The organism is Streptomyces sp. NPDC003023, assembly GCF_042888225.1.
In the GTDB taxonomy this organism is placed as follows: Bacteria; Actinomycetota; Actinomycetes; order Streptomycetales; family Streptomycetaceae; genus Streptomyces.
Window position 1 is genome coordinate 610,274 of record NZ_JBIAPL010000003.1, and the last position, 23,960, is coordinate 634,233.

Consider the following 23,960-nt stretch of genomic DNA (forward strand, 5'->3'; position numbering starts at 1 on the left):
TAGGGTGTCCGCCGCGAGGGACTCCGCCCTCAGCCAGCGGTCCTGGTGAGCGTCCCCGACTGCCGTCCCGGCGCAGCGCCTTCGGGTTCGTAGCGCAGGGTGCCGTCCTCCTGGAGGGTGAACACCCAGACGGTGTTGCTCACCTGGCACTGACCGGGCGTGCTCGGTCGGTACGGGTCCAGGCGCTCCTCGACGCGCACGGACGTGTCGGTGGCCGAGACGAGCTTGCCGAGGGCGTGGCACTTGGCCTCGGCGACGCCCGTCAGGACGAGGTGGTCGGTCGAGCGCGCGACCTCCTCGTTCTGCTTTCCGGCCGTGAACTCGAGGGTGAGGACGTGTTCCGAATACGTGGTCGGCGCTTCCACGTCACCTGTCCAGGTGCCGATGAAGGCCGGAGGAACCGTGGCGCCCCTGCCGGGGGAGCCGGTCGGCGACTCGGCGCCTCCGGCGCCGCCCGCCGGTTGCCGCGTCGCGCCGGAGCCGCCGCTCCCGTTGTCACCCGACGGCGAACCGACCGCCTCGGAGCCGCCTTTGCCCGTGTCTGTTCTGCCGGGCAACCACTCGAGGAGGAAGACGCTGCCGACGGCCACGGCGGCGACTGCGCCGGCCACCGCCAACGCCAGGGCGCAGCTGATCTGGCGTCCGCGCCGGACAGGGCCGGCCGTCGGCGAGACACCGTTCGCACAGGGGGCGTGGCCACTGGACGGACCGGCGGAGGGGGAGACGCCGGCCGGACCGGACAGGCCGACCGGACCCGGCGTGCCAAAGGTGCCGGACGGATTGGAGGGATTGGAGAGACCCGATGGGCTCGAGGGGCCGGACGGACCGGGGCCGCCGGACTGGCCCGAGGGGCCGGACGGACCCGACGCTCCCGGCCCGGCGACGCTCGGCCCGAACGGCTGATGCCGCGGGGGTTCCGGAGCGGCAGGTGTCCCGGAAAGAGGCGGGCCGAACACACCGACCGCGGGGCTGCTGAAGTCAACGGGCCCCGACAGTGCCGGACCGGGCCCGTCGCCCACGGGCGAGGACTCCAGATGCAGCAGCGCCACCGCCGCCCGGCTGATCCGCTCGACCATGGCCGTCGGCAGCCACCCCTCGCCGGCCACCCCCTCGGGCAGGAGTCTGGCCGCGATGTCGTCGGGGGCGGGCCGTGCGGCGGGGTCCTTGGCCAGGCAGTCGGCGACGAGTTCCCGCAGGTCGCCCCGGAGCGACCCCAGCTCCGGCTCGTCGTGCACCACCTTGTAGAGCAGCGCGGCGGAGGAGTCTCCGGGGAAGGGGGCCTCACCGGTCGCGGCGTACGCCAGGGTCGCACCGAGCGAGAAGACGTCGGCCGCACCGGTGACGCGTCTGCCGAGGATCTGCTCCGGGGCCATGTAGCCGGGCGATCCGACGGACGCCCCGGTGGAGGTGAGCGACGCCGTCCCGTCCGTGGCACGCACGATGCCGAAGTCGATCAGCCGCGGACCCTCCAGGGTCAGCAGCACGTTGGAAGGCTTCACGTCACGGTGCACCAGGCCCACCCCGTGCACCGCCGTCAGAGCCTGGGCGAGTCCCCGCCCCAGCACCCGTGCCGAGCGGTCGGGCAGTGGCCCGTGCTCGGCGACCGCGTCGGCCAGGGCAGGTCCGGCGACGTAACCGGTCGCCACCCACGGCTGGGCCGCGTCCGGGTCCGCGTCCAGCACCGGCGCCGTCCACTCGCCCCCGACCCGGCGCGCCGCCTCCACCTCGCGCCGGAACCGGGCCCGGAACTCGTTGTCCAGGGCGAAGTGGGGATGGACGACCTTGACCGCGACCGTCCGACCGCCCGCGCTGCGCCCGAGATAGACACGGCCCATACCGCCCGCACCGAGTCTGCCGAGCAACCGGTACGCGCCGATGCTGCGCGGCTCCCCCGGTTCCAGTGCCTGTGCCTGCATCTGAACTCCCCCCGTTCGGCCCGCCCCGCCGGTCAGGGCTTCAGACTAAGGGCTGTTCCGACGGGTTTCGTGTCCGAGGAGTTCGACCTTCACATCCGCCGGGAAGCCGGTCGTCGGGCCGGTTCTGCGGGCGAATTCCCGGACGCCCTCGAGTTGGTCGGGGCCGAAGCGGAAGTCCAGCGTGGTGAAGTAGCGCTCCAGGAGCTCCGCGTCGAAGGCCTCCCAGCGCGCCGCCTGCTCGGCGACCTTGGCGACCTCGTCGAGGGACAGGTCACGCGAGGCGAGGAACGCCTCGTGCACGGTGTGCACCACGGCCGGCTCGCGGGCCAGGTAGTCCTTGCGGGCCGCCCAGACGGCGAACACGAACGGCAGGCCCGTCCACTCCTTCCACATCTGGCCGAGGTCGTGGACCTGGAGGCCGAGTCGGGGAGCGTCGTGCAGGGACGCCCGCAGCGCGGCATCACCGATGAGGACGGCCGCGTCGGCCTCCTGCATCATCACGCCGAGGTCGGGCGGGCACGTGAAGTAGTCGGGGGTGACCTTGTACCGCTCGCCGAGCAGCAGCTGGGCGAGCCGTACGGAGGTGCGGGAGGTGGAGCCGAGCGCGACCCGTGCGTTGTCGAGCTGTTCCAGCGGAAGCTGCGAGACGATCACGCAGGACATCACCGGGCCGTCGCATCCGACCGCGAGGTCGGGAAAGGCGACGAGTTCATCTGCATTTCGCAGGAATTCCACCAGCGTGACGGGCGCGATGTCGAGTTCGCCCCTGACAAGCCGCTCACTGAGCTTCTCCGGCGTGTCCTTCGTCAGTTCGAGATCGAGGAGAGTTCCGGTCCTGGCGAGCCCCCAGTAAAGGGGAAGGCAGTTCAGGAACTGGATGTGCCCGACACGCGGCCGGCTGCGACGGAGGTCGGATGCTGTGCTTTCTCCAAGACTGTCCACATCGTGAGGCTAGACCCGATGCCGCGTCCGCCCCGCGCCGGGGCTCCACGACCCTCCGGCGCGCCCCCTCCGAGCTGGGCTTCGTCAGCTCGGAGGGGGATCAGTCAAACGTCCGGGTGAAGTGATCTTTACCTCTACCGCTGCCCACACGCTGCGTGCTAGGCTCGACGCAAGTTGCAGTTTGGTTTCCCTTGCAGTACAGAGCCTGCGGAGCATGTAACCCGCAGGCTTTTGTAGTTTTCAGACTTCTTGCAGGTTCTGGAGCAGGGCAACCCTTTGGCCCATAGGAGGGCTTATGGCTACCGGAACCGTCAAGTGGTTCAACGCTGAAAAGGGCTTCGGCTTCATCGCCCAGGACGGCGGCGGCCCGGATGTCTTCGTCCACTACTCCGCGATCAACGCGTCCGGGTTCCGCTCCCTCGAGGAGAACCAGGTCGTGAACTTCGACGTCACCCAGGGTCCGAAGGGCCCGCAGGCGGAGAACGTCACCCCGGCCTAGTCAGCCAGGGTCGGCGATCGCGCACGACTCGCAGTACCCAAGGAGCCCCGTCCCGTACGGTCGTACGGGACGGGGCTCCTGCCTTTGCGGGCGCCCCGGGCGGAGGGACCCCAGGGCCTCTTGTTCGGATCTTGCCGGGCTCGCGTGCCCTGGCACCGCACCTCGCTGCGTTGTCGATGCACGGCACCAGACCCCGCTCGCTGATCCGGCCTGATCCAAACGAAAGACCCTAGCCGCGCCGGCCGTCGTAGAGGGCCTCGATGTCCGCCTCGAAGTCACGGGCGATCGCGGAGCGCTTCAGCTTCAGGGACGGCGTCAGATGGCCGCTCTCCTCCGTGAAGTCCGCCGTCAGCACCGTGAAGCGGCGGATCGACTCCGCCCGCGACACCAGGCGGTTCGCCTCGTCGACCGCGCGCTGCAACGCGCCGAGGAGTTCCTCGTCCTTCACCAGGTCGGCCAGCGGCAGATGCACCTTCTTCTTCATCCGCCGCCAGTGGTCGAGCCCGTCCTGCTCGAGCGTGAGCAGGGCCGTGATGTACGAGCGGTTGTCCCCGACGACCATGCACTGGGACACCAACGGGTGGGCACGCAGCCAGTCCTCGAGCGGGGCGGGGGCGACGTTCTTGCCGCCGGAGGTGATGATGATGTCCTTCTTGCGGCCGGTGATCGTCAGATAGCCGTCCTCGTCGAGCGCCCCGAGGTCACCCGTGGGCAGCCAGCCCTCCTCGTCCGTCAGCGGGACGGCCGCTCCGTTCTCGGCGTCCCAGTAGCCGCCGCAGACCTGCCCGCCGCGCAACAGCACCTCGCCGTCCTCGGCGATGCGCACCCCCGTGCCCGGCATCGGCCAGCCGACCGTCCCGAGCCGGGGCAGCAGCGGCGGGGTCACCGTGGACGCCGCCGTGGTCTCCGTGAGGCCGTACCCCTCGAAGACCTGGATACCGGCGCCCGCGTAGAAGGAGGCGAGCCGGCGGCCCAGGGGGGAGCCGCCGCAGATGGCGTAGCGGACCTTTCCGCCGAGGGCCGCGCGGATGCGCCGGTAGACCAGCGGGTCGTACAGCGCACGCGCCGCCCGCAGCCCGAGGGAGGGCCCGGGGCCGGTGCCGTGCTGGGCGGCCTCGACCGCCTGCCCGTACCGCTGAGCGATCTTCGCGGCCCGGTCGAAGGAGGAGGCCCGGCCCATCTTCTCCGCGGTGGCGCGGCCGGTGTTGAAGACCTTCTCCAGTACGTACGGGATGGCCAGCAGGAACGTCGGCCGGAAGCCGGCCATGTCCGCCAGCAGGTCGTCCGTCTGGATGGACGGGGCGTGCCCGAGCCGCACCCGGGCGCGCAGGCAGCCGATGGCGACCATGCGTCCGAAGACATGCGACAGGGGCAGGAAGAGAAGAGTGGAGGCGGGTTCCTTGCTGACGGACTTGAAGACGGGGTGCAGCAACTCGATCGCGTTGTCGACCTCCGCGAAGAAGTTGGCGTGGGTGAGCACGCAGCCCTTGGGCCGGCCGGTGGTGCCGGAGGTGTAGATCAGGGTCGCGACGGTGTCGGGCGTGAGCCCCGCCCTGCGGGCGGTGACGACCGCGTCGGGGACGCCGGCCTTCTCACCGGCCTTCCGCAGTCGTGCCACGGCGGCCGTGTCGAACTCCCACAGGTGGGCCAGGCCGGGCAGTTGCCTGCGTTCCTGGCTGACCATCCTGGCCTGGGCGGCGCTCTCGACGACACAGGCGACGGCGCCGGAGTTCTCGAGGATCCAGCGGGCCTGGAAGGCGGACGACGTCGGGTAGATCGGGACGGTGACGAGCCCGGCGGCCCAGGCCGCGAAGTCGAGAAGCGTCCACTCGTACGTCGTACGCGACATGATCGCGACGCGGTCGCCGGGCTCGAGGCCCTCGGCGATCAGCCCCTTCGCCACGGCGAGGACGTCCTCGGCGAATTGGGCCGCGGTCACGTCCTGCCAGACGCCGTCGGCGTCCTTGCGGCTGAGGACCGCGTCCCCGGGCGCCTCGCGGGCGTTGTCGAAGGGGATGTCGGCGAGCGAACCGTCCGTGACGGGCTGCACGAGCGCCGGTACGGACACCTCCCTCACCACGCCGTCCACCTGCTTCTTGTGCGGTGCCACCGGCGTGGGCGCACCGGCGGGAACAACCAGATCGACTGACACGTGCGGCTCCTCGTCATGGGTCAGGGTGTGGCCGGCATGGTGCGTGGGAGGGCTCAGGGGCTTTCGAGGATCGCGGTGACGCCCAGTCCGCCCGCCGCGCAGATGGAGACCAGCCCACGGGCCGGTCCCTCGCGTTCCGCGAGCAGCTTGGCCAGGGTGGCGACGATCCGGGCGCCGGTGGCGGCGAAGGGGTGACCCGTGGCCAGTGAGGACCCGGCGACGTTCAGCCGCTCCCGGTCGACGGGCGCGAGGCCCTGTTTCTCCCAGGCGGCGAGCGTCGCGAGCACCTGGGAGGCGAACGCCTCGTGGATCTCGACCAGGTCGAAGTCCTCGATGGTGAGCCCGGCCCGCTGCAGCATCCGCGGCACGGCGTACGCGGGGGCCATCAGCAGACCGTCGTCGCCGTCGGCCCGGTCGCCGTTCACATGGTCCACGGCACCGGTCTCGTAGGCGGTGAGGTGGGCGAGCGGTGTGAAGCCGTGCTGCTCGGCCCACTCCTCGCTCGCCAGCAGCACGGTCGCGGCGCCGTCGGTGAGCGGCGTCGAGTTGCCGGCGGTCATCGTCGCGCCCGGCCGGTCGTTGCCGTACACCGTCCTGAGCGTGGCGAGTTTCTCGACCGTCGATCCGGGGCGGAGGTTCTGGTCCCGCTCGAGGCCCCGGTAGGGGACGACGAGGTCGTCGAGGAAGCCCCGTTCGTACGCGGCGGCGAGCCGCTGGTGGCTGGTCGCCGCCAGCAGGTCCTGCTCCTCGCGGCCGATGCCCCACTTCGCGGCGGTGATCGCCGCGTGCTCGCCCATGGACAGGCCGGTGCGCGGCTCCGCGTTCTGCGGGATGTCGGGTACGAGGTGCCGGGGGCGTATCCGGGAGAGGGCCCTGATCCGTGCGCCGCTGCCCTTGGCCCGACGTGCCTCGAGCAGGATCCTCCGGAGCTCGTCGTTGACGCCGAGCGGCGCGTCGCTCGTGGTGTCCGCGCCGCCCGCGACGCCGCTCTCGATCGCGCCGACCGCGATCTTGTTGGCGACGGCGATGACGGCCTGCAGGCCGGTGCCGCAAGCCTGCTGGATGTCGTACGCGGGGGTCCTCGGGTCGAGCCCGGATCCCAGCACCGTCTCGCGGGCGAGGTTGAAGTCCCGGCTGTGCTTGAGGACCGCGCCCGCCACGAACTCGCCGACGGCGCCGGGCCCGCGCAGGCCGTAGCGCTCGACGAGGCCGTCGAGCGCGGCGCCGAGCATCGCCTGGTTGGAGGCGGTGGCGTAGGGGCCGTCGGACCGGGCGAAGGGGATACGGCTGCCGCCGATCACCGCAACCCTCCGAGGCAACATCGGCAACATCTCGACCAGCTCCTGACTCTTGAGTAACCTTACTCAAGAGTAAATCTACGACCGAGCAGGGAGTCAGGACAATGGCCGACCGCTATCTGAACTTCACCGGCACAGCGCCGGGCCGTTTCCTCGCCGGCCGGCTCGGCCTCCCCCAGCCCGCGCCGCTGCGCCGCTGGAGCCCTGAGCACCCCTCCCTCCAGGGTCCGCTGCTGGTGCTGACCGCAGGCGTGTCCGGGCTCGAAGGCCCGCTGCCCGTCACCGGGCAGACGGTGACCGATCCCGCGGAACGCCCCGCCGCGGTCCTGCTCGACGCGACCGGCGTCGCCTCCGCCGCCGAACTGGCGGAGGTGCACGCCGCGCTGCACCCGGTGGTCCGCGACGTCGCGGAAAGCGGCCGCGTCGTCGTCCTCGGCGCCCGTCCCTCCGCCGACGACCACCACCAGGCCGCGGCCCAGCAGGCGCTCGAGGGCTTCGTCCGGTCCCTCGGCAAGGAGATCGGCCGCGGGCGCACCGTCAACCTGGTCCGGCTGAGCGCCCCGTCACCGGCCGCCGCCGAGTCCACACTGCGCTTCCTCCTCTCGCCCAAGTCCGCGTACGTCAGCGGCCAGGTCATCGAGCTGACCGACTCCGAGCCGACCCCGCCCGCCGACCCCGCCCGCCCGCTCGCCGGCCGTACCGCCCTCGTCACCGGAGCCGCCCGCGGCATCGGCGCGTCCGTCGCCGAGATCCTCGCCCGCGACGGAGCCCATGTCATCTGCCTGGACGTCCCCCAGGCGCAGGCCGATCTCGTACGCACCGCCGACCGGCTGGAGGCGACCGCCCTGCCGCTCGACATCACCGCGGACGACGCCGCCTACCACATCGCCTCCGCGCTCCCCGACAGCCACTTGGACGTCCTCGTGCACAACGCGGGCATCACCCGCGACCGCAGGCTCGTCAACATGCCCGCCGACCGGTGGAGTTCGGTGATCGACGTCAATCTCGCCGCGGTCCTCGACACCACGGACGCCCTGCTGAAGACCGGCGCAATCCGCCGCGGCGGCCGGATCGTCGCCACGGCCTCCATCGCCGGGATCGCGGGCAACACCGGCCAGACCAACTACGCGGCGAGCAAGGCCGGGATCATCGGACTGGTCCGCTCGCTCGCCCCGCGGGCCGCGGCCGCGCACGGCGTCACCGTCAACGCCGTCGCCCCCGGCTTCATCGAGACGAGGATGACCGCCGCCGTCCCCCTGTTCATCCGCGAGGCCGGACGCCGCATGAACTCCCTCGCCCAGGGCGGCCTCCCCTCCGACGTCGCAGAGGCCACGGCCTACCTGGCCCACCCGTCCTCCGGCCCCGTCAACGGACAGGTCCTGCGCGTCTGCGGCCAGAGCCTGCTGGGCGCGTGACCGTGCCCACCACCACGCTGACGAAGACCCCCTCGCTCGCCCCGCTGCTGGCACGCGGCGCGGCCCTCTCCCCGCTGAAGCGCGGGGTGCACGCCGGGGCGGCGCTCCCCGGCACCCGGCTGGTGCTGCCCGCCGCCCGTACCGACGACGCCCGGCTCTCGGCGTACTCCGGCATCTGCGGATTCCCCGCGGGCGATGCGCTGCCCCTCCCGTACCCGCACATCCTCGGATTCCCACTCGCCATGCGGCTGATGGCCGACCGCGCCTTCCCGCTGCCGCTCCTCGGCCTGGTCCACACCCGTATCGGGATCGCCCGGCACGGCCGGGTCCTGGTGCGGGACGACCGGCCCGAACTGGCGGTTTACGCGGAGCGGTTGGTCGCCCACCGGCGCGGGACCGAGGTGGTCGTGGTCACGGAGGCGAGACTGGAGGGCGAGCTGGTCTGGGAGTCCCGCAGTTCCTATCTGGCCCGCCACCGCACCACCGACGACGGGCCGCGGGAGAGTTCCCCAGCCGGGACCGCGCCGCTGCCCGCGGTGGCCCGGTGGGAGGTCCCCGGCGACCTCGGCCGCCGCTACGGAGCGGCGTCCGGCGACCGCAACCCCATCCATCTGCACCCGCTCACGGCGAAGCTCTTCGGCTTTCCGCGCGCGATCGCCCACGGCATGTGGACGTTCGCCCGCTGCCTGGCGGAGGCGGAGCGGACCGCCGGGCCGGCGGACCGGGCACGGGCCGAGTTCAAGGCGCCCGTACTGCTGCCCGCCGATGTCACCTACGCCGCGCGGACCACCGCGGAAGGCACCGCCTTCGAGCTGCGCGGCGCCGACCGCGTGCACCTCACCGGGGAGGCAGTCAGCGGGGAGGCCGTCAGCGGGGGGACCAGCGCTCGCCCTGCATGAGGTTGCCCAGGCCCGTCCAGGCGAAGTTCATCAGGAGGCCCGCGGCCTCCTTCGCGGAGAGGCCGCCGGCGTCGTTCGCCCACCCCGCGAGCGACTCGGCGGCCCCGACGAGCGCCTGGGCCAGCCCCTCGATGTCGCGGTCGGCCAGCTCCGCGCTCCGGTTCGAGCCCGCCGCCCCCGGCGCCGGGGGCACCCCCTGGCGGGCCGCCGCGCCGATCAGCACGGTCACGAAGGCGGCGATGTCCTCCCGCATCTTGGAGACCTCGGCCGCGAAGGGCTCACCGTGCGTGCGCGCCTGGCGGTGCAGCACCGACCAGCCGTCCGGGTTCTCCTGGGTGTGCCGGAAGAACGCCTCGAGCCCGGCCCACATCTGCTGGTCGGCCGTCAGCCCCGGCTGGATCGCCGCCTGCACGGCCTCGGTGAGGCGCTGCGCCTCACGCCGGATGCAGGCCGTGAAGAGCTCTTCCTTGGAGTTCAGGTAGAGGTACACCAAGGGCTTGGAGACGCCCGCCAGCTCCGCGATCTCGTCCATCGAGGCCGACCGGTAGCCGCGCTGCCCGAAGGTCTGCACGGCGGCGTCCATCATCTGCTGCTCGCGCACCGCGCGCGGCATGCGTTTGGCCCTCACGCCCTTCACAGCACTCATTGTCAGTGTTCCTCCCGCCCCGTTTCCTTACTCAGCAGTAAGACTACGACCCTGGCAGGTGACTGCGTCGTGACGGCGTTCATGGGCCGCCATTAAGGTCCACCCAGCGTGACGGGGTCAACCGGACGCGACGGGTCTCGGCCGTATGAGGGCACCGACGACAGCGGGCCTCTCCCGCCGACGGGAGAGGCCCACGAGTCCTGTGGTTCTGCTGAGGCGTTACGCAGGGACCGGTACGGCCGTCTTCTGCCCGGCCGATGCCGTGCCGGCGTCCGCGTCGAGGTCGTCGATCGGCGAGGACGTCGCGGAGTTGTAGGCGTCACGGTCCAGGATCCGCTCACGCGCCGCGACGATGACCGGAACCAGCGCCTGCCCCGCGACGTTCGTGGCCGTGCGCATCATGTCCAGGATCGGGTCGATCGCCATCAACAGGCCGACACCCTCGAGCGGGAGGCCCAGCGTGGACAGGGTCAGCGTCAGCATGACCGTCGCACCGGTCAGACCTGCCGTGGCGGCGGAGCCGACGACCGAGACGAAGGCGATCAGCAGGTAGTCCTGGATCCCGAGCTGCACGTCGAAGATCTGCGCGATGAAGATCGCGGCGAGCGCCGGGTAGATGGCGGCGCAGCCGTCCATCTTGGTGGTCGCGCCGAACGGGACGGCGAAGCTGGCGTAGTCCTTCGGGACGCCGAGACGCTCGGTGACCTTCTGGGTGACCGGCATGGTGCCGACCGAGGAGCGGGAGACGAACGCCAGCTGGATCGCGGGCCAGGCGCCCTTGAAGAACTGGACGGGGTTCACCTTGGCGACGGTCACCAGCAGCAGCGGGTAGACACCGAAGAGCACCAGCGCGCAGCCGATGTACACGTCCGCGGTGAAAGTGGCGTACTTGCCGATCAGGTCCCAGCCGTAGTCGGCGATGGCGAAGCCGATGAGGCCGACGGTGCCGATGGGCGCGAGGCGGATGACCCACCACAGCGCCTTCTGCAGCAGCTCGAGCACCGACTCGCTCAGCGCGAGGATCGGCTTGGCGCGGTCACCGAGCTTGAGGGCCGCGATGCCGGCGACGGCGGCCATGAAGACGATCTGGAGCACTTCGAGCTCGGTGAACGGCGTGATGACGTCCGTGGGGACGATGCCGGTGAGGAAGTCGATCCAGGATCCGGCGTTCTCCGGCGCCTTGCCGTCCTTGGGCGTGAGTCCGGTGCCCGCACCCGGGTCCGTGAGCAGGCCGATGACGAGGCCGAGGGCCACCGCGATCAGCGATGTGATCATGAACCAGAGCAGCGTGCGGGAGGCCAGCCGTGCGGCGTTGTTGACCTTGCGCAGGTTGGTGATCGAGACCAGGATCGCGAAGAAGACGAGCGGCGCGACGGCCAGCTTCAGCAGCTGGACGAAGATCGAGCCGACCTGGTCGAGGGTGTCCTTCAGCCAGCCGATGTCCTGGCTGCGGGCGAGCCAGCCGAGCAGGACACCGAGGACCAGACCGGCGGCGATCTGGGCCCAGAAGGGGATCTTGGGTATTCGGGAACCGGAACCGGACTGCTCTCCGGCAGGGGTGGACGCGGTGGTCGCGGACACGGACGCACTCCAAGGTGGCGTGTGGGGAAGTACAGGGGACGGTGTGCGGCGCCCGGGCGCGCGAAGGCGCGGTGCCGCAGTGTGATGCCGTTGCGCGAAGGGCTACCGGCAACAGACCGCGGATGTACAGCGGCAGAGGTCGACATGCAGGCGCGCCACGAGCAGGAGGCTCGCGGCGTCGTGGTGGCGCACTGCTGTCTTCACACGAACACGTTAACACTTGAACTTATGCAAGCTCAAAGTTCCCCTTTGAGCCTGTGCCTCGCGCGTGCCTCGCGCGGGCCTCGCACGGGCCTCCCCAGGCCCTGGGCGGCGGGTTCTGCGTTCGGATCCGGCGCGATCCGAACCAAAAGTCCCCCACGCCCGCAGGGGCGTGGGGCCTGATCCGAACGAGAGGCCTCAGCCGGCGGCGCCGTCCTCCTGCCTGCGGTTGGCCTCGAGGCGTGCCTTGGCGCTGTCGACCCTGTCGACGATCTGCTCGGACATCGCGTCACGCTGCTTGCGCAGCAGCACGAAGCTGAGCGGCGCCGAGAGCACGAGTGCGAGCAGCACGACCCAGACGAAGTTGGAGTCGCCGAGGCCCTTGGGCAGGGCTCCGATCTGGACCAGTCCGGCCACGACGACGAAACAGCCGACGAAGATCGCCAGGCGCATCGCGGTGTACCGGATCGCGGCGCTCGACCTTGCTGACACGACGGGCCTTCTTCCTTGGGTAAGACGTGGGTGCCCGTCCAGTGAAGCACGCCGCGGATTCCGGCTAGGCAAGGGGCAGCAGCATGATGACGTCGTCGCGGTCGTCGCCGTCGGCCACCCGGATCGCGCCCGGTACCCGGCCGACCTCCTTGTATCCGCAGGCGGAGTAGAAGCGGTCGGCGCCGGTGCCGCCGCGGCAGGTGAGCCGTATCGCCTCGATGCCCTCCAGCCCGCGGGCGGCGTCCGCGGCGGCGGCCATGAGGTCGCGTCCGTAGCCCTTGCCCTGGTACCTGGGGTGGACCATCACCGTGTAGAGCCAGATCCAGTGGGTCATCAGCCGGTGGGTGTTGTGCGCGAGGAAGGCCGTGGCGGCGATCACGCCGTCCTCGTCGCGGCCGACGAGGAGGCGCATCCGGCCCTCCGCGATGGCGGTGAGGTGCTTGCGCCACTCGGGCCGGATCTCGTCGGCCGTCACCGGCGGCACGAAGCCGACGGCGCCACCCGCGTTGCTGACGTCCTGCCAGAGCGCGATGACGCCGTCGCGAAGGTCGTCTCCGCCCCGCGGGTCGAGTTCGAAGGTGAGAGCCATGGGCCCAGCCTAGAAAACGAGAACCCCGGCCGGAGCCGGGGTTCCGCAGAGCGAGACGGGTCCGTCCCGCGGGGTTCAGAGGCGCATGGGCTGCGGCGACTCGCGGCGGTCGGCGTCCGGGCCCGGGTACTCGCGGATGATCTCGTAGCGGGTGTTGCGCTCCACGGGGCGGAAACCGGCGTCGCGGATCAGGTCGAGCAGATCGTCGCGGGTCAGCTTGTTCGGCGTGCCGTAGTTGTCCGCGTCGTGCGTGATCTTGTACTCGACGACCGAGCCGTCCATGTCGTCGGCACCGTGCTGGAGGGCCAGCTGGGCGGTCTGCACGCCGTGCATCACCCAGAAGACCTTGACGTGCGGCACGTTGTCGAAGAGCAGCCGCGAGACGGCGAAGGTCTTCAGCGCCTCCGCGCCGGTCGCCATCGTGGTGCGCGCCTGGAGCCTGTTGCGCACCTTGCCGTCCTGCACGTCCACGAAGTCGTGCTGGTAGCGCAGCGGGATGAAGACCTGGAAGCCGCCGGTCTCGTCCTGCAGCTCACGCAGCCGCAGCACGTGGTCCACCCGGTGCCGGGGCTCCTCGATGTGCCCGTACAGCATCGTGCACGGGGTCTTGAGACCCTTCTCGTGCGCGAGGCGGTGGATGCGCGACCAGTCCTCCCAGTGGGTGCGGTGGTCGACGATGTGCTGCCGGACCTCCCAGTCGAAGATCTCGGCGCCGCCACCGGTCAGCGACTCCAGACCGGCTTCGATCAGCTCGTCGAGGATGTCGGACGCCGACATCCCGGAGATCGTCTCGAAGTGATGGATCTCGGTGGCGGTGAAGGCCTTCAACGACACCTCGGGGAGGGCCTTCTTGAGCTCCGAGAGCGAGCGCGGGTAGTAGCGCCAGGGGAGGTTGGGGTGGAGCCCGTTGACGATGTGCAGCTCGGTGAGGTTCTCGCCCTCCATCGCCTTGGCGAGGCGGACGGCCTCCTCGATGCGCATGGTGTAGGCGTCCTTCTCACCCGGCTTGCGCTGGAACGAGCAGTACGCGCACGACGCGGTGCACACGTTGGTCATGTTGAGATGGCGGTTGACGTTGAAGTGGACGACGTCGCCGTTCTTGCGGGTGCGCACCTCGTGGGCGAGTCCGCCCAGCCATGCCAGGTCGTCCGACTCGTAGAGGGCGATGCCGTCCTCACGCGTCAGCCGCTCACCGGCCCGGACCTTCTCCTCGAGCTCGCGCTTGAGTCCTGCGTCCACTTCGGGCCGCCTCCCATACGTCTACCAATCGGGCTCCACCAAAGGTATCCCTAGCCCTCTTCCGGCAGGTCGCCGACCCGGTTCTCCCACTTGGTGGACAGCACGATGGTGGTGCGGGTACGGGAGACCCCGCGCGTCCCGGAGAGCCGGCGGATCGTCTTCTCCAGGCCGTCCACGTTGTCCGCTCGCACCTTGAGCATGAACGAGTCGTCACCCGCGATGAACCAGCAGTCCTCGATCTCGGCGAGGTCCTTCAGCCTGCGGGCCACGTCCTCGTGGTCGGCGGCGTCGGAGAGCGAGATGCCGATCAGTGCGGTGACTCCGAGGCCGAGCGAGGCCGCGTCGACGGTGGCGCGGTACCCGGTGATGACGCCCGCCGCCTCCAGGCGGTTGATGCGGTCGGTGACGGAGGGACCGGAGAGCCCCACGAGCCGGCCGAGCTCGGCGTACGAAGCCCTGCCGTTCTCGCGCAGGGCCTGGATGAGCTGCCTATCCACGGCGTCCATAGACTCAAGCCTTCCATTATTCAGCGATACCGCAAGTTTACGTGTAGAATCTAAGGCATGCAGGGACGACACCCTGCGATTTACTTAAACGATCACAGTTGATCCCACAGGATCACGATCCATACAGGAGATGACACTCACCGTGTACACGATCGAGATGGCCCACGCCCACATGCGACAGCTGCAGGAGCTGGCCAACCGCTCGCGTGCCCACCTGCCCTCCGCCGCCCACAAGGTCGACCGGACCCGCGCCCCCCGTGTGGACAAGCGGCGCTAGTCGCCTCCGGAGCCACCACCCAGCTCCCCCTCCCAACGGCGGTACAGCCGATGCGGCACCCCTGCCGCGTCGAGCACCCGCCCCGCGACGAAGTCCACCAGATCCTGGATGTGCGTCGCACCCGCGTAGAACGCCGGAGAGGCGGGCAGCACCACCGCGCCCGCCTCGTCCAGCGCGACCAGGTGCTTCAGCGTCTGCCCGTTCAGGGGGGTCTCCCGTACGGCGACCACCAGAGGGCGCCGCTCCTTGAGCGTCACGCTCGCCGCACGCTGCAGCAGATCCTTCGAGAGCCCCAGCGCCACACCCGCCACGCAGGCGGTCGACGCCGGCACGATCAGCATCCCCTTGACCGGGTACGACCCCGACGACGGCCCGGCGGCGAGGTCTCCGGCCGCCCAGTGCCGCACGTCCGTCACATCGACCTCGAAGCTGTCCGGCTTCCCGTCGGCTCCGCGGGCCAGCCACTGCCGCAGGTCGTCCTGCCAGTGCGCGTCCCGGAAGCCGATCCCGGTCTCGTCGAGCAGCGTCAGCCGTGACGCCCTGCTGATCACCAGGTCGACACTCTCCCCGGCGGCCAGCAACCCGCGCAGCACGGCGGCCGCGTACGGCGTGCCGGAAGCACCTGACACCCCCACGACCCACGGCCGACGACTGTTCATTTCTCGCTGCTCCACACCGTTGAGCCTATCCGGCGGCGTGCGGGCGGAACTGAGTAAGGTGCGCCGGTCGTTCCCCGGGAGAGGCGTACGCAGACCGCAGGGGGCCACGATGACACTGCCGGAAGTCGGTGGTTGGAACAGATCGGACCGGGCCGGGGCCGCGATCAAGCTGATGGCCGCCTGGGTCGCGCTGCTGTGGGCGCTCGAAGCGGTCGACGTGGCGACGGCACACGCCCTCGACTCCTACGGGGTCGTGTCCCGTGAACCGGGCGAGCTGGTGGACGTGGTCCCCTCGGCCTTCATGCACTTCGGCTTCGCCCATGTCGCGGCGAACAGCGCCCCGCTCCTGATATTCGGCTTCCTCGCCGCGCTCGGCGGCATCCGCCGGTTCCTCGCGGTGTCACTGATGATCATCGTGGTGTCCGGCGTCGGAGTGTGGCTCTTCTCCCCCTCCGACGCCAACACGGCGGGTGCGTCGGGCCTCGTCTTCGGCCTCTTCGGCTTCCTGGTGGTGCGCGGCTTCGTCGAGCGGAAACTGCTGGAGGTGGGTGTCGGGCTGCTCGTCGGCGCGGTCTGGGGCAGCTCGATCCTGCTCGGCATATCCCCGTCCGACACCGGCGTCAGCTGGCAGGGCCACCTCTTCGGTCTGCTCGCGGGCATCGCCGCGGCGTTCCTCTTCCGCCGTCGCGCCGCTGACGCGTGAAGCAACGGGCGCCCGGGCCGGGCGGCCGAGCTGCCCGGACGGCCGCCGAGCAGTAGAGACGGTCAGACGGTCAGACCCCGCACCACGAGATCGAGCAGCGCGCACACGAACAGGGCCATGCCGATGAACCCGTTGACGGTGAAGAACGCCCTGTTCAGACGCGAAAGATCGTGCGGCCGGACGATCGTGTGCTCGTAGAGGAACGCCGCCACGACGATCACCAGCCCCGCCCAGAAGAACAACCCCGCGTCCGTGGCCAGCGCGTACCAGACCAGCAGACCGGTCGTCACGACGTGCGAGGCACGCGCCCCGTGCAGCGCCGCCGGGATGCCGAACCGTGCCGGGACCGACTTCACGCCGTGGGCACGGTCGGCCTGGACGTCCTGGCAGGCGAAGATCAGGTCGAAGCCGCCGATCCACACACCGACCGCGAGACCCAGGATGACCGCGTCCCACGACCACTCCCCCGTGACCGCGATCCACGCCCCGACGGGGCCCATCGCCTGGGCCAGTCCGAGGATCGCGTGCGGGAAGTTCGTGAACCGCTTGCCGTACGGGTAGACGACCATCGGCACCACGGCGACCGGCGCCAGCGCCAGGCACAGCGGGTTCAGCAGCGCCGCCGCGCCGAGGAACACGAGCAGGGCGACGAGCGCGCCGGTCCACGCCGAGCGGACGGACACCGCGCCGGTGACCAGCTCCCGTCCCGCCGTACGCGGATTACGCGCGTCGATCTCGCGGTCGATGATCCGGTTGCAGGCCATCGCGAAGGTCCGCAGCCCCACCATCGCGACGGTGACCAGCAGCAGGTCGAGCCAGTGGATGCTCCGGTCCAGCTGGAACATCGCGGTGAGCGAGGCGATGTAGGCGAACGGCAGGGCGAACACCGAGTGCTCGATCATCACCAGACGGAGGAAGGCCTTCACCTTCCCCGTCGGCCGGGGAGCGGGACCGGAGTCCACGACCCCGTCGGCGGTCGTCATCATGCGAGGCTCCCGAGGAACGCGTCGAGGTCGGCCAGCAGCCCGGCGACGGGCAGCGGTCCCGTCGCCACGGTGAGCCGCGTCGCGGCGTCGTCGGGCGGGGTGATGTGCGCCGTGAAGGCGTACCCGTCCTCGCCGGCCGGGCGGGCGTCCAGACTCAGGACGGCGCCGCCGTCCACCGTGAACGGCCCGGACGCCGCAGACAGCTCGGCCCGCAGCCGCTCAGCGAAACCGGCGGGCTCCGCGTCGCGCACACCGGGCAGCTCGAAGCCGTCGCCCTCACCGTCGTGCTCGAACAGGACCGTCCAGGTGTCACCGGAGCCCGCGAACTCCTCGGGTGTGACACCCGCCTGCTCGGCGGCCAGCCGGACGCCCGGGTCCGCCGGGTCGAGCTCGGGCCGCACCAGGGCCACGTAGTCGGTGTCGGTGCCGATGAAGAGGGCCGGGCCGCCCGCGACGGGGCTCACAGGCCGTACTCCTTCCAGCGACGGTCGACCTTGGCAGCCGTCTGCGGATCCGACACGACCATGTCCGGCCAGCCGCCGTCGCGGGTGTACCCCTCCTCCGGCAGCTTCTTCGTCGCGTCGATACCCGCCTTGCCGCCCCAGAACTGCTGGTAGGAGGCATGGTCGAGATGGTCGACCGGGCCCTCGACCACGGTGAGGTCGCGGGCGTAGTCGGTGTTGCCGAGCGCGCGCCACGAGACCTCGTGCAGGTCGTGGACGTCGCAGTCCTTGTCCACCACCACGATCAGCTTGGTAAGGGACATCATGTGCGCGCCCCAGATGGCATGCATGACCTTCTGCGCGTGCTTGGGGTACTTCTTGTCGATCGAGACGATCGCGCAGTTGTGGAAACCACCCGACTCCGGCAGGTGGTAGTCCACGATGTCCGGCACGATGATCTTGAGGAGGGGGAGGAAGAACCTCTCCGTCGCCCGCCCCAGCGGCCCGTCCTCCGTCGGCGGGCGGCCCACCACGATCGACTGCAGCAGCGGCCGCTTGCGCATCGTGACGCAGTCGATGGTCAGCGCCGGGAACGGCTCCTGCGGCGTGTAGAAACCGGTGTGGTCGCCGAAGGGGCCCTCCGGCAGCATCTCCCCCGGCTCGAGCCAGCCCTCCAGCACGACCTCCGCGTTCGCCGGCACCTGCAGCGGCACGGTCTTGCAGTCGACCATCTCGATCCGCTTGCCCGCGACGAAGCCGGCGAAGAGGTACTCGTCGATGTCACCGGGCAGCGGGGCGGTGGAGGCGTACGTCACGGCAGGCGGGCAGCCGAAGGCGATCGCGACCGGCAGCCGCTCGCCGCGCTCCGCGGCGACGGCGTAGTGGTTGCGGCTGTCCTTGTGGATCTGCCAGTGCATGCCGATGGTGCGCCGGTCGTGCCGCTGGAGCCGGTACAGGCCGAGGTTGCGCACGCCCGACTCCGGGTGCTTGGTGTGCGTGAGGCCCAGGTTGAAGAAGGAGCCGCCGTCGTCGGGCCAGGTGAACAGCGCGGGCAGCTGGTCGAGGTCGACGTCGTCGCCGCGCAGGACGACCTCCTGCACGGGCGCGTCCTTCACCTTCTTCGGCGGCACGTGCACCATCGAACCGAGCTTGCCGAACGCCTCGCGCACCCCGACGAAACCGTGCGGAAGCTCCGGCTTGAGCAGCCCGCCGATCTTCTCGCTGATCTCCGCGTACGACTTCAGGCCCAGCGACTTCAGCAGCCTGCGGTCGGTGCCGAACACGTTCATCGCGAGCGGCATCGCGGAGCCGCGCACGTTCTCGAAGAGCAGCGCCGGGCCGCCTGCCTTGTTCACCCGGTCGACGATCTCGCCGACCTCTAGGTGCGGGTCGACTTCGGCCTTGATGCGCTTGAGGTCGCCCTCGCGCTCCAGCGCCCGGAGCAGGGAGCGAAGATCGTCGTAAGCCATGGGGTCAAGTATCGGTCACCCGCTACCCTGGCCCCGTCACCGGGGCAGGGGAAACGCCGCCCCACCTATGTCTCCAGGGGGCTGTCCCACATGCTCAGGGCACTGATGTACATCCTGCCGCTGGCGCTGACGATCTACGCGTTCGTCGACTGCCTCAACACCCCCGAGGACGAGGCGAAGCACCTTCCCAAGCTCGCCTGGGTGTTCATCATCCTGCTCTTCTGGATCGTCGGCCCGATCGTCTGGTTCGCCGCCGGCAAGATGCGGCACGCCCCGGCCGGCGGCCGCACACCGTCGGAGTGGCACCGCAACCACCGCACGCAGTGGGTCGCCCCGGACGACAACCCGGACTTTCTGAAGTCCCTCAAGGACGAGAACAAGAAGGACGAGAAGGTCCTCAAGGACTGGGAGGCGGACCTGCGCCGCCGCGAGGAAGAGCTGAAGAAGCGCGACCAGGACGGCGAGAACGAGAAGCCCTGACCCGAAGGAAGCGGATGACGCACGGAGGGTACGACGCATGGCTGGCGACGGCCGTGGCGGAGGCGGGGGCCGGTCTCGCGGAGGGCGGCATCCCGATCGGCGCCGCCCTGTACGGCGCGGACGGCACACTCCTCGGCCGTGGCCACAACCGCCGTGTCCAGGACGGCGACCCCTCGGCGCACGCCGAGACCGCCGCGTTCCGGGCCGCCGGACGGCAGCGGTCGTACCGCGGCACGACGATGGTGACGACGCTCTCGCCGTGCTGGTACTGCAGCGGGCTGGTGCGCCAGTTCGGTATCTCGCGAGTGGTGATCGGCGAGGCGGAGACCTTCCACGGCGGTCATGACTGGCTGGCCGCGCACGGCGTGGAGATCGTGGTGCTGGACGACGCCGGATGCCGGGCGATGATGCGCGACTTCGTCGCGGCCAGGCCGGAGCTCTGGCAGGAGGACATCGGGGCCTGAGCGTCACGCGGCCCCGTACGCGTCCCTCAGCTGCTGCCGGCGGGCCGGCGTCCAGGTCTCCCAGTCGGTCGTGGGACGGCCCTCCAGGGCGTCCACGAGCAGTTCGAAGTGGTTGTGCCAGCCGGCCAGGCAGTCCAGCAGCACCTCGTCGTCGCAGCGCAGTTCGTTGGTGAAACGGAGCACGGTGCCGTTGTCGCCGTGCGGCTCGAGGTGGAAGCGGATCCGGCCGTGGACGGAGACCGTGTACTCGGCGACCCGCTCCAGGTCCCACGCGGTGACCCGGCCCTCCGCGACGGTGTGGTGGCCCTTCGCGTCCGCGTTGAGCCAGCGGAGCGCGATCGCGCCGCCGACTCTCGGTTCGAGTATGTCGGCGGCGCAGAGCCAGGTCGGCAGCCCCTCCGGGGTGGCGACGGCGGCCCACACCCGGATCACCGGATACGGCAGGCGCAGCTCGTACCGCAGCACGCGGATGCCGTCGTGCCGGGTCTCCGCGGTGCCGTCGGGGATCACGTCACTCATGTATCCAGCCTCACCCCTGGGCGGCGCGGGCGCTAGCTCACCGGGCAATACCGCCGGCTCACTCCACGCCCGCGTACGAGTGCAGGCTGTTCACGAAGATGTTCACGCCGTAGTAGTTGAACAGCCAGCAGGCGAAGGCGATCAGGGCCAGGTAGGCGGCCTTGCGGCCCTTCCAGCCGGCGGTGGCGCGGGCGTGCAGGTAGGCGGCGTAGGCGACCCAGGTGATGAACGACCAGACCTCCTTGGCGTCCCAGCCCCAGTAGCGGCCCCACGCGTCACCGGCCCAGATCGCGCCCGCGATGATCGTGAACGTCCACAGCGGGAAGACCGCCGCGTTGACCCGGTAGGAGAACTTGTCGAGGGAGGCGGAGGCGGGCAGCCGTTCCAGGACCGAGGTGGCGAAGCGGCCGGGCTTGCCGCCCTTGGCGAGCTTGCTCTCGTAGGAGTCGCGGAACAGGTACAGCACCGTGCCGACGGCGCCCAGGTAGAAGACCGCGCCGCAGAAGATCGCGGTGGAGACATGGATCCAGAGCCAGTAGGAGTCCAGGGCGGGAACCAGCTGGTCGCTCTCGGTGTAGAGCCAGGTGACCGCGATCCCGAGATCCAGCAGCACGGTGGTGACCAGCGGCAGACCGGCCCAGCGGACGTTCTTCTTGGCGAGGAGCAGCGCCAGGTACACGCCCACGACGACCGTGGAGAAGGTCGTGGAGAACTCGTACATGTTGCCCCACGGCGCACGCTGCACCGACAGGGCACGGGTGACGACACCGACCGCCTCCAGCAGGAAGGCGAGCGCGGTCAGCGAGACCGCGATCCGGCCGTAGAGGTCGCCCTTCTCGGTGCCGCCGTGCGCTCCGGGGCCGTCGGGGACGTCGCGGGCGCCGCTCGCGGCACGGGTGACGACCTTCGGCTTGTCCAGCACGGCGGTGCCGCCGGCCGTCCTCACCTGGATCTTCGGGGCCTCGGCCGCGGTGTCCTGGCCGGCCGGGGCGGTCAGCGCGGCGGCCGTACGGGCCACCTTGCTGCGGCTGCCGAGGGTCCACTCGGCGATGTGCGCGAAGAAGGCCAGCGTGTAGACGGCCATCGACGAATAGATCAGGTAGTTGCTGATCTCCGCCAGGTTCGCGTTGGTTGCGGCGGCGAGAGTCACTTCTCAGCCCCTTCGGCAGGAACTTCTACGGGTTCAGACGCCGTCGGCGCCTGTGCATTGAGGGTGGCGGCCAGTTCGGCGAGCTCCTCGGGGAGCTTCGACGACTCGGCTCGGCCTAGCCCGGCCATCTCCACGACGGTGACGCCGTCCGCGCCGCGCACGGCACGCACCCAGATCCGGCGGCGCTGGATGAACAGCGAGCCGATCAGGCCGGTGATGGCGGCGACCGCGCCGGTGAGCGCCCAGCCGTTGCCGGGCTGCTGGGAGATCTGGAAGCTCGCCCACTCCTTCACCTCGTTCTCGAAGGTGATGGAGCCCGCGCCGTCCGGGAGCTTCATGGTCTCGCCGGGCAGCAGGCGCTCGGTGAGCCTGTTGCCTTCGGCGTCCTTGAACTGCTCCATCTTGCCGGTGTCGAGCTGGTACACGTTCTGCGGCAGACCGGCGTCGACGCCGAGGCTGCCGTGGAAGGCGCCGAGGCTGAGTGCGGGGTACTCGAGCCCGGGGAACTGGGAGAACATCTGGCCGCTGTTCTCGCCGCCGTAGGTCGGTACGAAGAACGCGGCGAAACCGAGCTGGTCCTTCTTCCCGTTCTTGTCCCGGTAGCCGTCCATCACCTTGATCGCGCCGGTGGACGAGACGTTGGCGTCGATGGGCAGCAGCGGCACGGCGCCGTTGAACACGACCTTGCCCTTGCCGTCCCTGACGGTCACGACGGGAGCGTAGCCGTGCTCCAGCAGGTAGACCTTGGTCCCGTCGACCTCGAGCGGCTTGTTGACCTCGATGACCGACTTCTGCTCGGCCCCGTCGCCCCTGGACCAGGTCACGGCCGCCTCGAAGGTCCGCGGGGTGCCCCGCTGCGGGCCGTTCTTCTCGTACGTCCCGGTGAAACTGTCGAGGGTGAAGCTGAAGGGCGAGAGCTCGTCGGTCGTGAACAGCGACCCCGACTTGAAGTCGTCGTACTGGGTGAGCGTGTTGGAGAAGCCGTCGCCCTCGACGACGAGCTTGCCGCCCTCGGACTTGAAGAGGACCCCGAGTGCGAACGCCACGAGGATCACGATCAGCGACACATGGAAGACAAGGTTCCCCGCCTCGCGCAGGAAGCCCTTCTCCGCAGCGACGGCGTCGTCCGCCGTGTGGGCCCGGAAGCGGCGCTTTCGCAGTATCTCGAGCGCGGCCCGCCGCACCTGCTCCGGCTCCGTCCCGGTACGCCAGGTGGTGTAGGCGGGCAGGCGGGTCAGCCGCTTGGGCGCGCCCGGCGGCCGGCTGCGCAGCTGCCCGACGAACTGCCAGCTGCGGGGCACGATGCAGCCGATGAGCGAGACGAACAGCAGGATGTAGATCGCGGAGAACCACACCGAGCTGTAGACGTTGAACAGCTGCAGCTTCTCGTAGATCGGCGTCAGGACGTCGTGCTGCTTCTTGAACGCCTCCACCTTGAGCTCGTCCACGCTGTTCTGCGGGATCAGCGAGCCCGGAATGGAACCGAGCGAGAGAAGGAACAGCAGGATCAGCGCGACCCTCATGGAGGTCAGCTGTCGCCAGAACCAGCGCAGCCAGCCGATGACACCGAGCGTGGGTCCGCCGATCACCTGGTCCGCGGGGGACTCCGTCGGGGCGGTGGACAGCTGCGCCCCGGCGTCGCCGAGGTCGCGCTCTTCGGTCTTGCTCATGAACTCAGATCCCCACCGTGAAGCCGTCGGACCATCCCTGCATCTGCTGCACCAGGGTGTCCCACGCACCTGTGAGCAGCAGCAGACCGGTCACGATCATCATGCCGCCGCCGATCCGCATCACCCATGCATAGTGGCGCTTGACCCAGCCGAACGCACCGAGCGCCTTGCGGAAGGCGATCGCGGCGATCACGAAGGGCACACCGAGGCCGAGGCAGTAGGCGACCATCAGCACGGCTCCGCGGCCCGCGGTCGCCTCGCTGAAGGCGAGGGTGTTCACGGAGGCGATGGTCGGGCCGAGGCAGGGGGTCCAGCCGATGCCGAACAGCGCGCCGAGCAGCGGAGCGCCGGCGAGGCCGGCCGTGGGGCGCTTGTGGAAGCGGAACTCGCGCTGGGTGAGCCAGGGCATCAGGCCCATGAAGAACACGCCCAGCAGGATCATCAGGGCGCCGAGGACCTTGGAGAGGATCTCGCGCTGCCCCTGGAGGGTGCTGCCGAAGTAGCCGAAAAGGGCGCCTCCGGACACGAAGACGACCGTGAAGCCGAGGACGAAGAGGGACGCGCCGCCGACCATCCGGCCGCGCCGGGCTTCTGCCAGGTCGGCGCCGCCGACCCCGGTGACGTACGAGAGGTAGCCCGGTACGAGCGGCAGCACACACGGCGAGAAGAAGGAGACGAGTCCGGCGAGCACGGCGATGGGCAGCGCGACGAGCAGCGCGCCCCCCATGATCGTCTCGTTCACCCCGGGCGTCGCGGCGAGGATTT

General features: G+C 70.3%; 26 protein-coding genes. 7 read left to right on the forward strand and 19 right to left on the reverse strand.

The annotated features are described in order from the left end of the window. Positions 1-29 precede the first annotated feature (29 nt). Together ACFYV1_RS14605 and ACFYV1_RS14610 are read right to left on the reverse strand one after the other, a co-directional pair. Positions 30-1,916, reverse strand: a complete 1,887-nt coding sequence (locus tag ACFYV1_RS14605; protein ID WP_389395799.1) for a protein kinase — start codon at positions 1,914-1,916, stop codon at positions 30-32. 45 nt (positions 1,917-1,961) lie between these two features. Beyond that, the gene (locus ACFYV1_RS14610; RefSeq protein ID WP_389395800.1) at positions 1,962-2,858 is read right to left on the reverse strand and encodes a menaquinone biosynthetic enzyme MqnA/MqnD family protein; all 897 of its coding nucleotides are present in this window, start codon (positions 2,856-2,858) and stop codon (positions 1,962-1,964) included. A 295-nt stretch (positions 2,859-3,153) separates the two neighbouring features. Between ACFYV1_RS14610 and ACFYV1_RS14615 the strand changes: the two genes are divergently transcribed. Next, positions 3,154-3,357, forward strand: a complete 204-nt coding sequence (locus ACFYV1_RS14615; protein WP_003967102.1) for a cold-shock protein — start codon at positions 3,154-3,156, stop codon at positions 3,355-3,357. Between the two features lie 229 nt (positions 3,358-3,586). Here ACFYV1_RS14615 and ACFYV1_RS14620 read toward each other — a convergent pair whose 3' ends face one another. Both ACFYV1_RS14620 and ACFYV1_RS14625 read right to left on the reverse strand, forming a co-directional pair. Then, a complete protein-coding gene (locus ACFYV1_RS14620; RefSeq protein WP_389395801.1) occupies positions 3,587-5,509 on the reverse strand; it encodes an AMP-dependent synthetase/ligase in 1,923 nt (640 codons plus the stop codon). Positions 5,510-5,562: 53 nt separating this feature from the next. Further along, complete coding sequence (locus tag ACFYV1_RS14625) at positions 5,563-6,840, reverse strand: acetyl-CoA C-acetyltransferase (RefSeq protein ID WP_389395802.1); 1,278 nt, start codon at positions 6,838-6,840, stop codon at positions 5,563-5,565. 71 nt (positions 6,841-6,911) lie between these two features. On the opposite strand from ACFYV1_RS14625, the gene ACFYV1_RS14630 reads away from it, so the two are divergent. Continuing rightward, positions 6,912-8,222, forward strand: a complete 1,311-nt coding sequence (locus ACFYV1_RS14630; RefSeq protein ID WP_389395803.1) for a 3-oxoacyl-ACP reductase — start codon at positions 6,912-6,914, stop codon at positions 8,220-8,222. Next, positions 8,219-9,121, forward strand: a complete 903-nt coding sequence (locus ACFYV1_RS14635) for a MaoC/PaaZ C-terminal domain-containing protein (protein ID WP_389395804.1) — start codon at positions 8,219-8,221, stop codon at positions 9,119-9,121. Before ACFYV1_RS14630 ends, ACFYV1_RS14635 begins: the two co-directional genes overlap by 4 nt. Here the strand turns inward: ACFYV1_RS14635 and ACFYV1_RS14640 are convergent. From ACFYV1_RS14640 to ACFYV1_RS14670, 7 genes are all read right to left on the reverse strand, one after another. Next, entirely contained in the window at positions 9,090-9,767 is a 678-nt protein-coding gene (locus ACFYV1_RS14640) for a TetR/AcrR family transcriptional regulator (protein WP_389395805.1), read from the reverse strand. The genes ACFYV1_RS14635 and ACFYV1_RS14640 overlap by 32 nt on opposite strands. A gap of 219 nt (positions 9,768-9,986) precedes the next feature. Then, positions 9,987-11,348, reverse strand: a complete 1,362-nt coding sequence (locus ACFYV1_RS14645) for a dicarboxylate/amino acid:cation symporter (RefSeq protein ID WP_389395806.1) — start codon at positions 11,346-11,348, stop codon at positions 9,987-9,989. Between the two features lie 102 nt (positions 11,349-11,450). Beyond that, positions 11,451-11,540: a putative leader peptide gene (locus ACFYV1_RS14650; RefSeq protein WP_389395890.1), complete on the reverse strand. Its 90-nt coding sequence runs from the start codon at positions 11,538-11,540 to the stop codon at positions 11,451-11,453. 207 nt (positions 11,541-11,747) lie between these two features. Beyond that, on the reverse strand, positions 11,748-12,002 hold the full coding sequence (locus ACFYV1_RS14655; protein WP_389395891.1) for a DUF4229 domain-containing protein: 255 nt from the start codon (positions 12,000-12,002) through the stop codon (positions 11,748-11,750). Between the two features lie 103 nt (positions 12,003-12,105). Next, positions 12,106-12,630 carry a GNAT family N-acetyltransferase gene (locus ACFYV1_RS14660; protein ID WP_389395807.1) on the reverse strand — a complete coding sequence of 175 codons (525 nt, stop codon included), beginning with the start codon at positions 12,628-12,630 and terminating at the stop codon, positions 12,106-12,108. Between the two features lie 75 nt (positions 12,631-12,705). Continuing rightward, entirely contained in the window at positions 12,706-13,869 is a 1,164-nt protein-coding gene (gene mqnE, locus ACFYV1_RS14665; protein ID WP_389395808.1) for an aminofutalosine synthase MqnE, read from the reverse strand. Positions 13,870-13,919: 50 nt separating this feature from the next. Beyond that, positions 13,920-14,375 carry an Lrp/AsnC family transcriptional regulator gene (locus ACFYV1_RS14670; protein ID WP_100108510.1) on the reverse strand — a complete coding sequence of 152 codons (456 nt, stop codon included), beginning with the start codon at positions 14,373-14,375 and terminating at the stop codon, positions 13,920-13,922. A gap of 130 nt (positions 14,376-14,505) precedes the next feature. Between ACFYV1_RS14670 and ACFYV1_RS14675 the strand changes: the two genes are divergently transcribed. Beyond that, entirely contained in the window at positions 14,506-14,652 is a 147-nt protein-coding gene (locus ACFYV1_RS14675) for a hypothetical protein (protein WP_389395809.1), read from the forward strand. Here the strand turns inward: ACFYV1_RS14675 and ACFYV1_RS14680 are convergent. Next, complete coding sequence (locus ACFYV1_RS14680; RefSeq protein ID WP_389395892.1) at positions 14,649-15,311, reverse strand: UbiX family flavin prenyltransferase; 663 nt, start codon at positions 15,309-15,311, stop codon at positions 14,649-14,651. The two genes, ACFYV1_RS14675 and ACFYV1_RS14680, sit on opposite strands and share 4 nt — an antisense overlap. Positions 15,312-15,420: 109 nt before the next feature. Between ACFYV1_RS14680 and ACFYV1_RS14685 the strand changes: the two genes are divergently transcribed. Continuing rightward, the gene (locus ACFYV1_RS14685; RefSeq protein WP_389395810.1) at positions 15,421-16,014 is read left to right on the forward strand and encodes a rhomboid family intramembrane serine protease; all 594 of its coding nucleotides are present in this window, start codon (positions 15,421-15,423) and stop codon (positions 16,012-16,014) included. 62 nt (positions 16,015-16,076) lie between these two features. Here ACFYV1_RS14685 and mqnP read toward each other — a convergent pair whose 3' ends face one another. From mqnP to ACFYV1_RS14700, 3 genes are read right to left on the reverse strand one after another with little or no spacing between them, the layout of a single operon-like run. Next, complete coding sequence (mqnP, locus tag ACFYV1_RS14690) at positions 16,077-17,000, reverse strand: menaquinone biosynthesis prenyltransferase MqnP (RefSeq protein ID WP_389395811.1); 924 nt, start codon at positions 16,998-17,000, stop codon at positions 16,077-16,079. Continuing rightward, a complete protein-coding gene (locus tag ACFYV1_RS14695) occupies positions 16,997-17,464 on the reverse strand; it encodes a hypothetical protein (protein WP_389395812.1) in 468 nt (155 codons plus the stop codon). Before ACFYV1_RS14695 ends, mqnP begins: the two co-directional genes overlap by 4 nt. After that, positions 17,461-18,912, reverse strand: coding sequence for a menaquinone biosynthesis decarboxylase (locus ACFYV1_RS14700; protein WP_389395813.1), 1,452 nt, complete (start codon positions 18,910-18,912; stop codon positions 17,461-17,463). Before ACFYV1_RS14700 ends, ACFYV1_RS14695 begins: the two co-directional genes overlap by 4 nt. Positions 18,913-19,002: 90 nt before the next feature. On the opposite strand from ACFYV1_RS14700, the gene ACFYV1_RS14705 reads away from it, so the two are divergent. Next, positions 19,003-19,392 carry a PLD nuclease N-terminal domain-containing protein gene (locus tag ACFYV1_RS14705; RefSeq protein ID WP_389395814.1) on the forward strand — a complete coding sequence of 130 codons (390 nt, stop codon included), beginning with the start codon at positions 19,003-19,005 and terminating at the stop codon, positions 19,390-19,392. A 14-nt stretch (positions 19,393-19,406) separates the two neighbouring features. Beyond that, complete coding sequence (locus tag ACFYV1_RS14710; protein WP_389395815.1) at positions 19,407-19,856, forward strand: nucleoside deaminase; 450 nt, start codon at positions 19,407-19,409, stop codon at positions 19,854-19,856. A 3-nt stretch (positions 19,857-19,859) separates the two neighbouring features. Here the strand turns inward: ACFYV1_RS14710 and ACFYV1_RS14715 are convergent, their stop codons facing one another. Genes ACFYV1_RS14715 through ACFYV1_RS14730 form a run of 4 tightly spaced genes read right to left on the reverse strand, consistent with a single transcriptional unit; the run spans position 19,860 to position 23,922 of the window. Further along, the gene (locus tag ACFYV1_RS14715; RefSeq protein ID WP_389395816.1) at positions 19,860-20,375 is read right to left on the reverse strand and encodes an SRPBCC domain-containing protein; all 516 of its coding nucleotides are present in this window, start codon (positions 20,373-20,375) and stop codon (positions 19,860-19,862) included. A gap of 58 nt (positions 20,376-20,433) precedes the next feature. Then, positions 20,434-21,525 (reverse strand): c-type cytochrome biogenesis protein CcsB, encoded by a 1,092-nt coding sequence (gene ccsB, locus ACFYV1_RS14720; RefSeq protein WP_389395817.1) that lies wholly within the window; start codon positions 21,523-21,525, stop codon positions 20,434-20,436. Next, complete coding sequence (locus ACFYV1_RS14725; protein WP_389395818.1) at positions 21,522-23,195, reverse strand: cytochrome c biogenesis protein ResB; 1,674 nt, start codon at positions 23,193-23,195, stop codon at positions 21,522-21,524. Before ACFYV1_RS14725 ends, ccsB begins: the two co-directional genes overlap by 4 nt. Before the next feature lie 4 nt (positions 23,196-23,199). Next, positions 23,200-23,922, reverse strand: a complete 723-nt coding sequence (locus tag ACFYV1_RS14730; RefSeq protein ID WP_389395893.1) for a cytochrome c biogenesis CcdA family protein — start codon at positions 23,920-23,922, stop codon at positions 23,200-23,202. Positions 23,923-23,960: the final 38 nt, after the last annotated feature.

Excerpts from the sequence above, each read along its gene's own strand:
- ACFYV1_RS14605 (WP_389395799.1), bottom strand. The coding sequence starts at position 1,916 with ATGCAGGCACAGGCACTGGAACCGGGGGAGCCGCGCAGCATCGGCGCG.
- ACFYV1_RS14615 (WP_003967102.1), top strand. The coding sequence starts at position 3,154 with ATGGCTACCGGAACCGTCAAGTGGTTCAACGCTGAAAAGGGCTTCGGC.
- ACFYV1_RS14625 (WP_389395802.1), bottom strand. The coding sequence starts at position 6,840 with ATGTTGCCGATGTTGCCTCGGAGGGTTGCGGTGATCGGCGGCAGCCGT.
- ACFYV1_RS14630 (WP_389395803.1), top strand. The coding sequence starts at position 6,912 with ATGGCCGACCGCTATCTGAACTTCACCGGCACAGCGCCGGGCCGTTTC.
- ACFYV1_RS14640 (WP_389395805.1), bottom strand. The coding sequence starts at position 9,767 with ATGAGTGCTGTGAAGGGCGTGAGGGCCAAACGCATGCCGCGCGCGGTG.
- ACFYV1_RS14655 (WP_389395891.1), bottom strand. The coding sequence starts at position 12,002 with ATGCGCCTGGCGATCTTCGTCGGCTGTTTCGTCGTCGTGGCCGGACTG.
- ACFYV1_RS14660 (WP_389395807.1), bottom strand. The coding sequence starts at position 12,630 with ATGGCTCTCACCTTCGAACTCGACCCGCGGGGCGGAGACGACCTTCGC.
- ACFYV1_RS14670 (WP_100108510.1), bottom strand. The coding sequence starts at position 14,375 with ATGGACGCCGTGGATAGGCAGCTCATCCAGGCCCTGCGCGAGAACGGC.
- ACFYV1_RS14675 (WP_389395809.1), top strand. The coding sequence starts at position 14,506 with ATGACACTCACCGTGTACACGATCGAGATGGCCCACGCCCACATGCGA.
- ACFYV1_RS14680 (WP_389395892.1), bottom strand. The coding sequence starts at position 15,311 with ATGAACAGTCGTCGGCCGTGGGTCGTGGGGGTGTCAGGTGCTTCCGGC.
- ACFYV1_RS14685 (WP_389395810.1), top strand. The coding sequence starts at position 15,421 with ATGACACTGCCGGAAGTCGGTGGTTGGAACAGATCGGACCGGGCCGGG.
- mqnP (WP_389395811.1), bottom strand. The coding sequence starts at position 17,000 with ATGATGACGACCGCCGACGGGGTCGTGGACTCCGGTCCCGCTCCCCGG.
- ACFYV1_RS14700 (WP_389395813.1), bottom strand. The coding sequence starts at position 18,912 with ATGGCTTACGACGATCTTCGCTCCCTGCTCCGGGCGCTGGAGCGCGAG.
- ACFYV1_RS14705 (WP_389395814.1), top strand. The coding sequence starts at position 19,003 with ATGCTCAGGGCACTGATGTACATCCTGCCGCTGGCGCTGACGATCTAC.
- ACFYV1_RS14710 (WP_389395815.1), top strand. The coding sequence starts at position 19,407 with ATGACGCACGGAGGGTACGACGCATGGCTGGCGACGGCCGTGGCGGAG.
- ACFYV1_RS14715 (WP_389395816.1), bottom strand. The coding sequence starts at position 20,375 with ATGAGTGACGTGATCCCCGACGGCACCGCGGAGACCCGGCACGACGGC.
- ACFYV1_RS14725 (WP_389395818.1), bottom strand. The coding sequence starts at position 23,195 with ATGAGCAAGACCGAAGAGCGCGACCTCGGCGACGCCGGGGCGCAGCTG.
- ACFYV1_RS14730 (WP_389395893.1), bottom strand. The coding sequence starts at position 23,922 with ATGGGGGGCGCGCTGCTCGTCGCGCTGCCCATCGCCGTGCTCGCCGGA.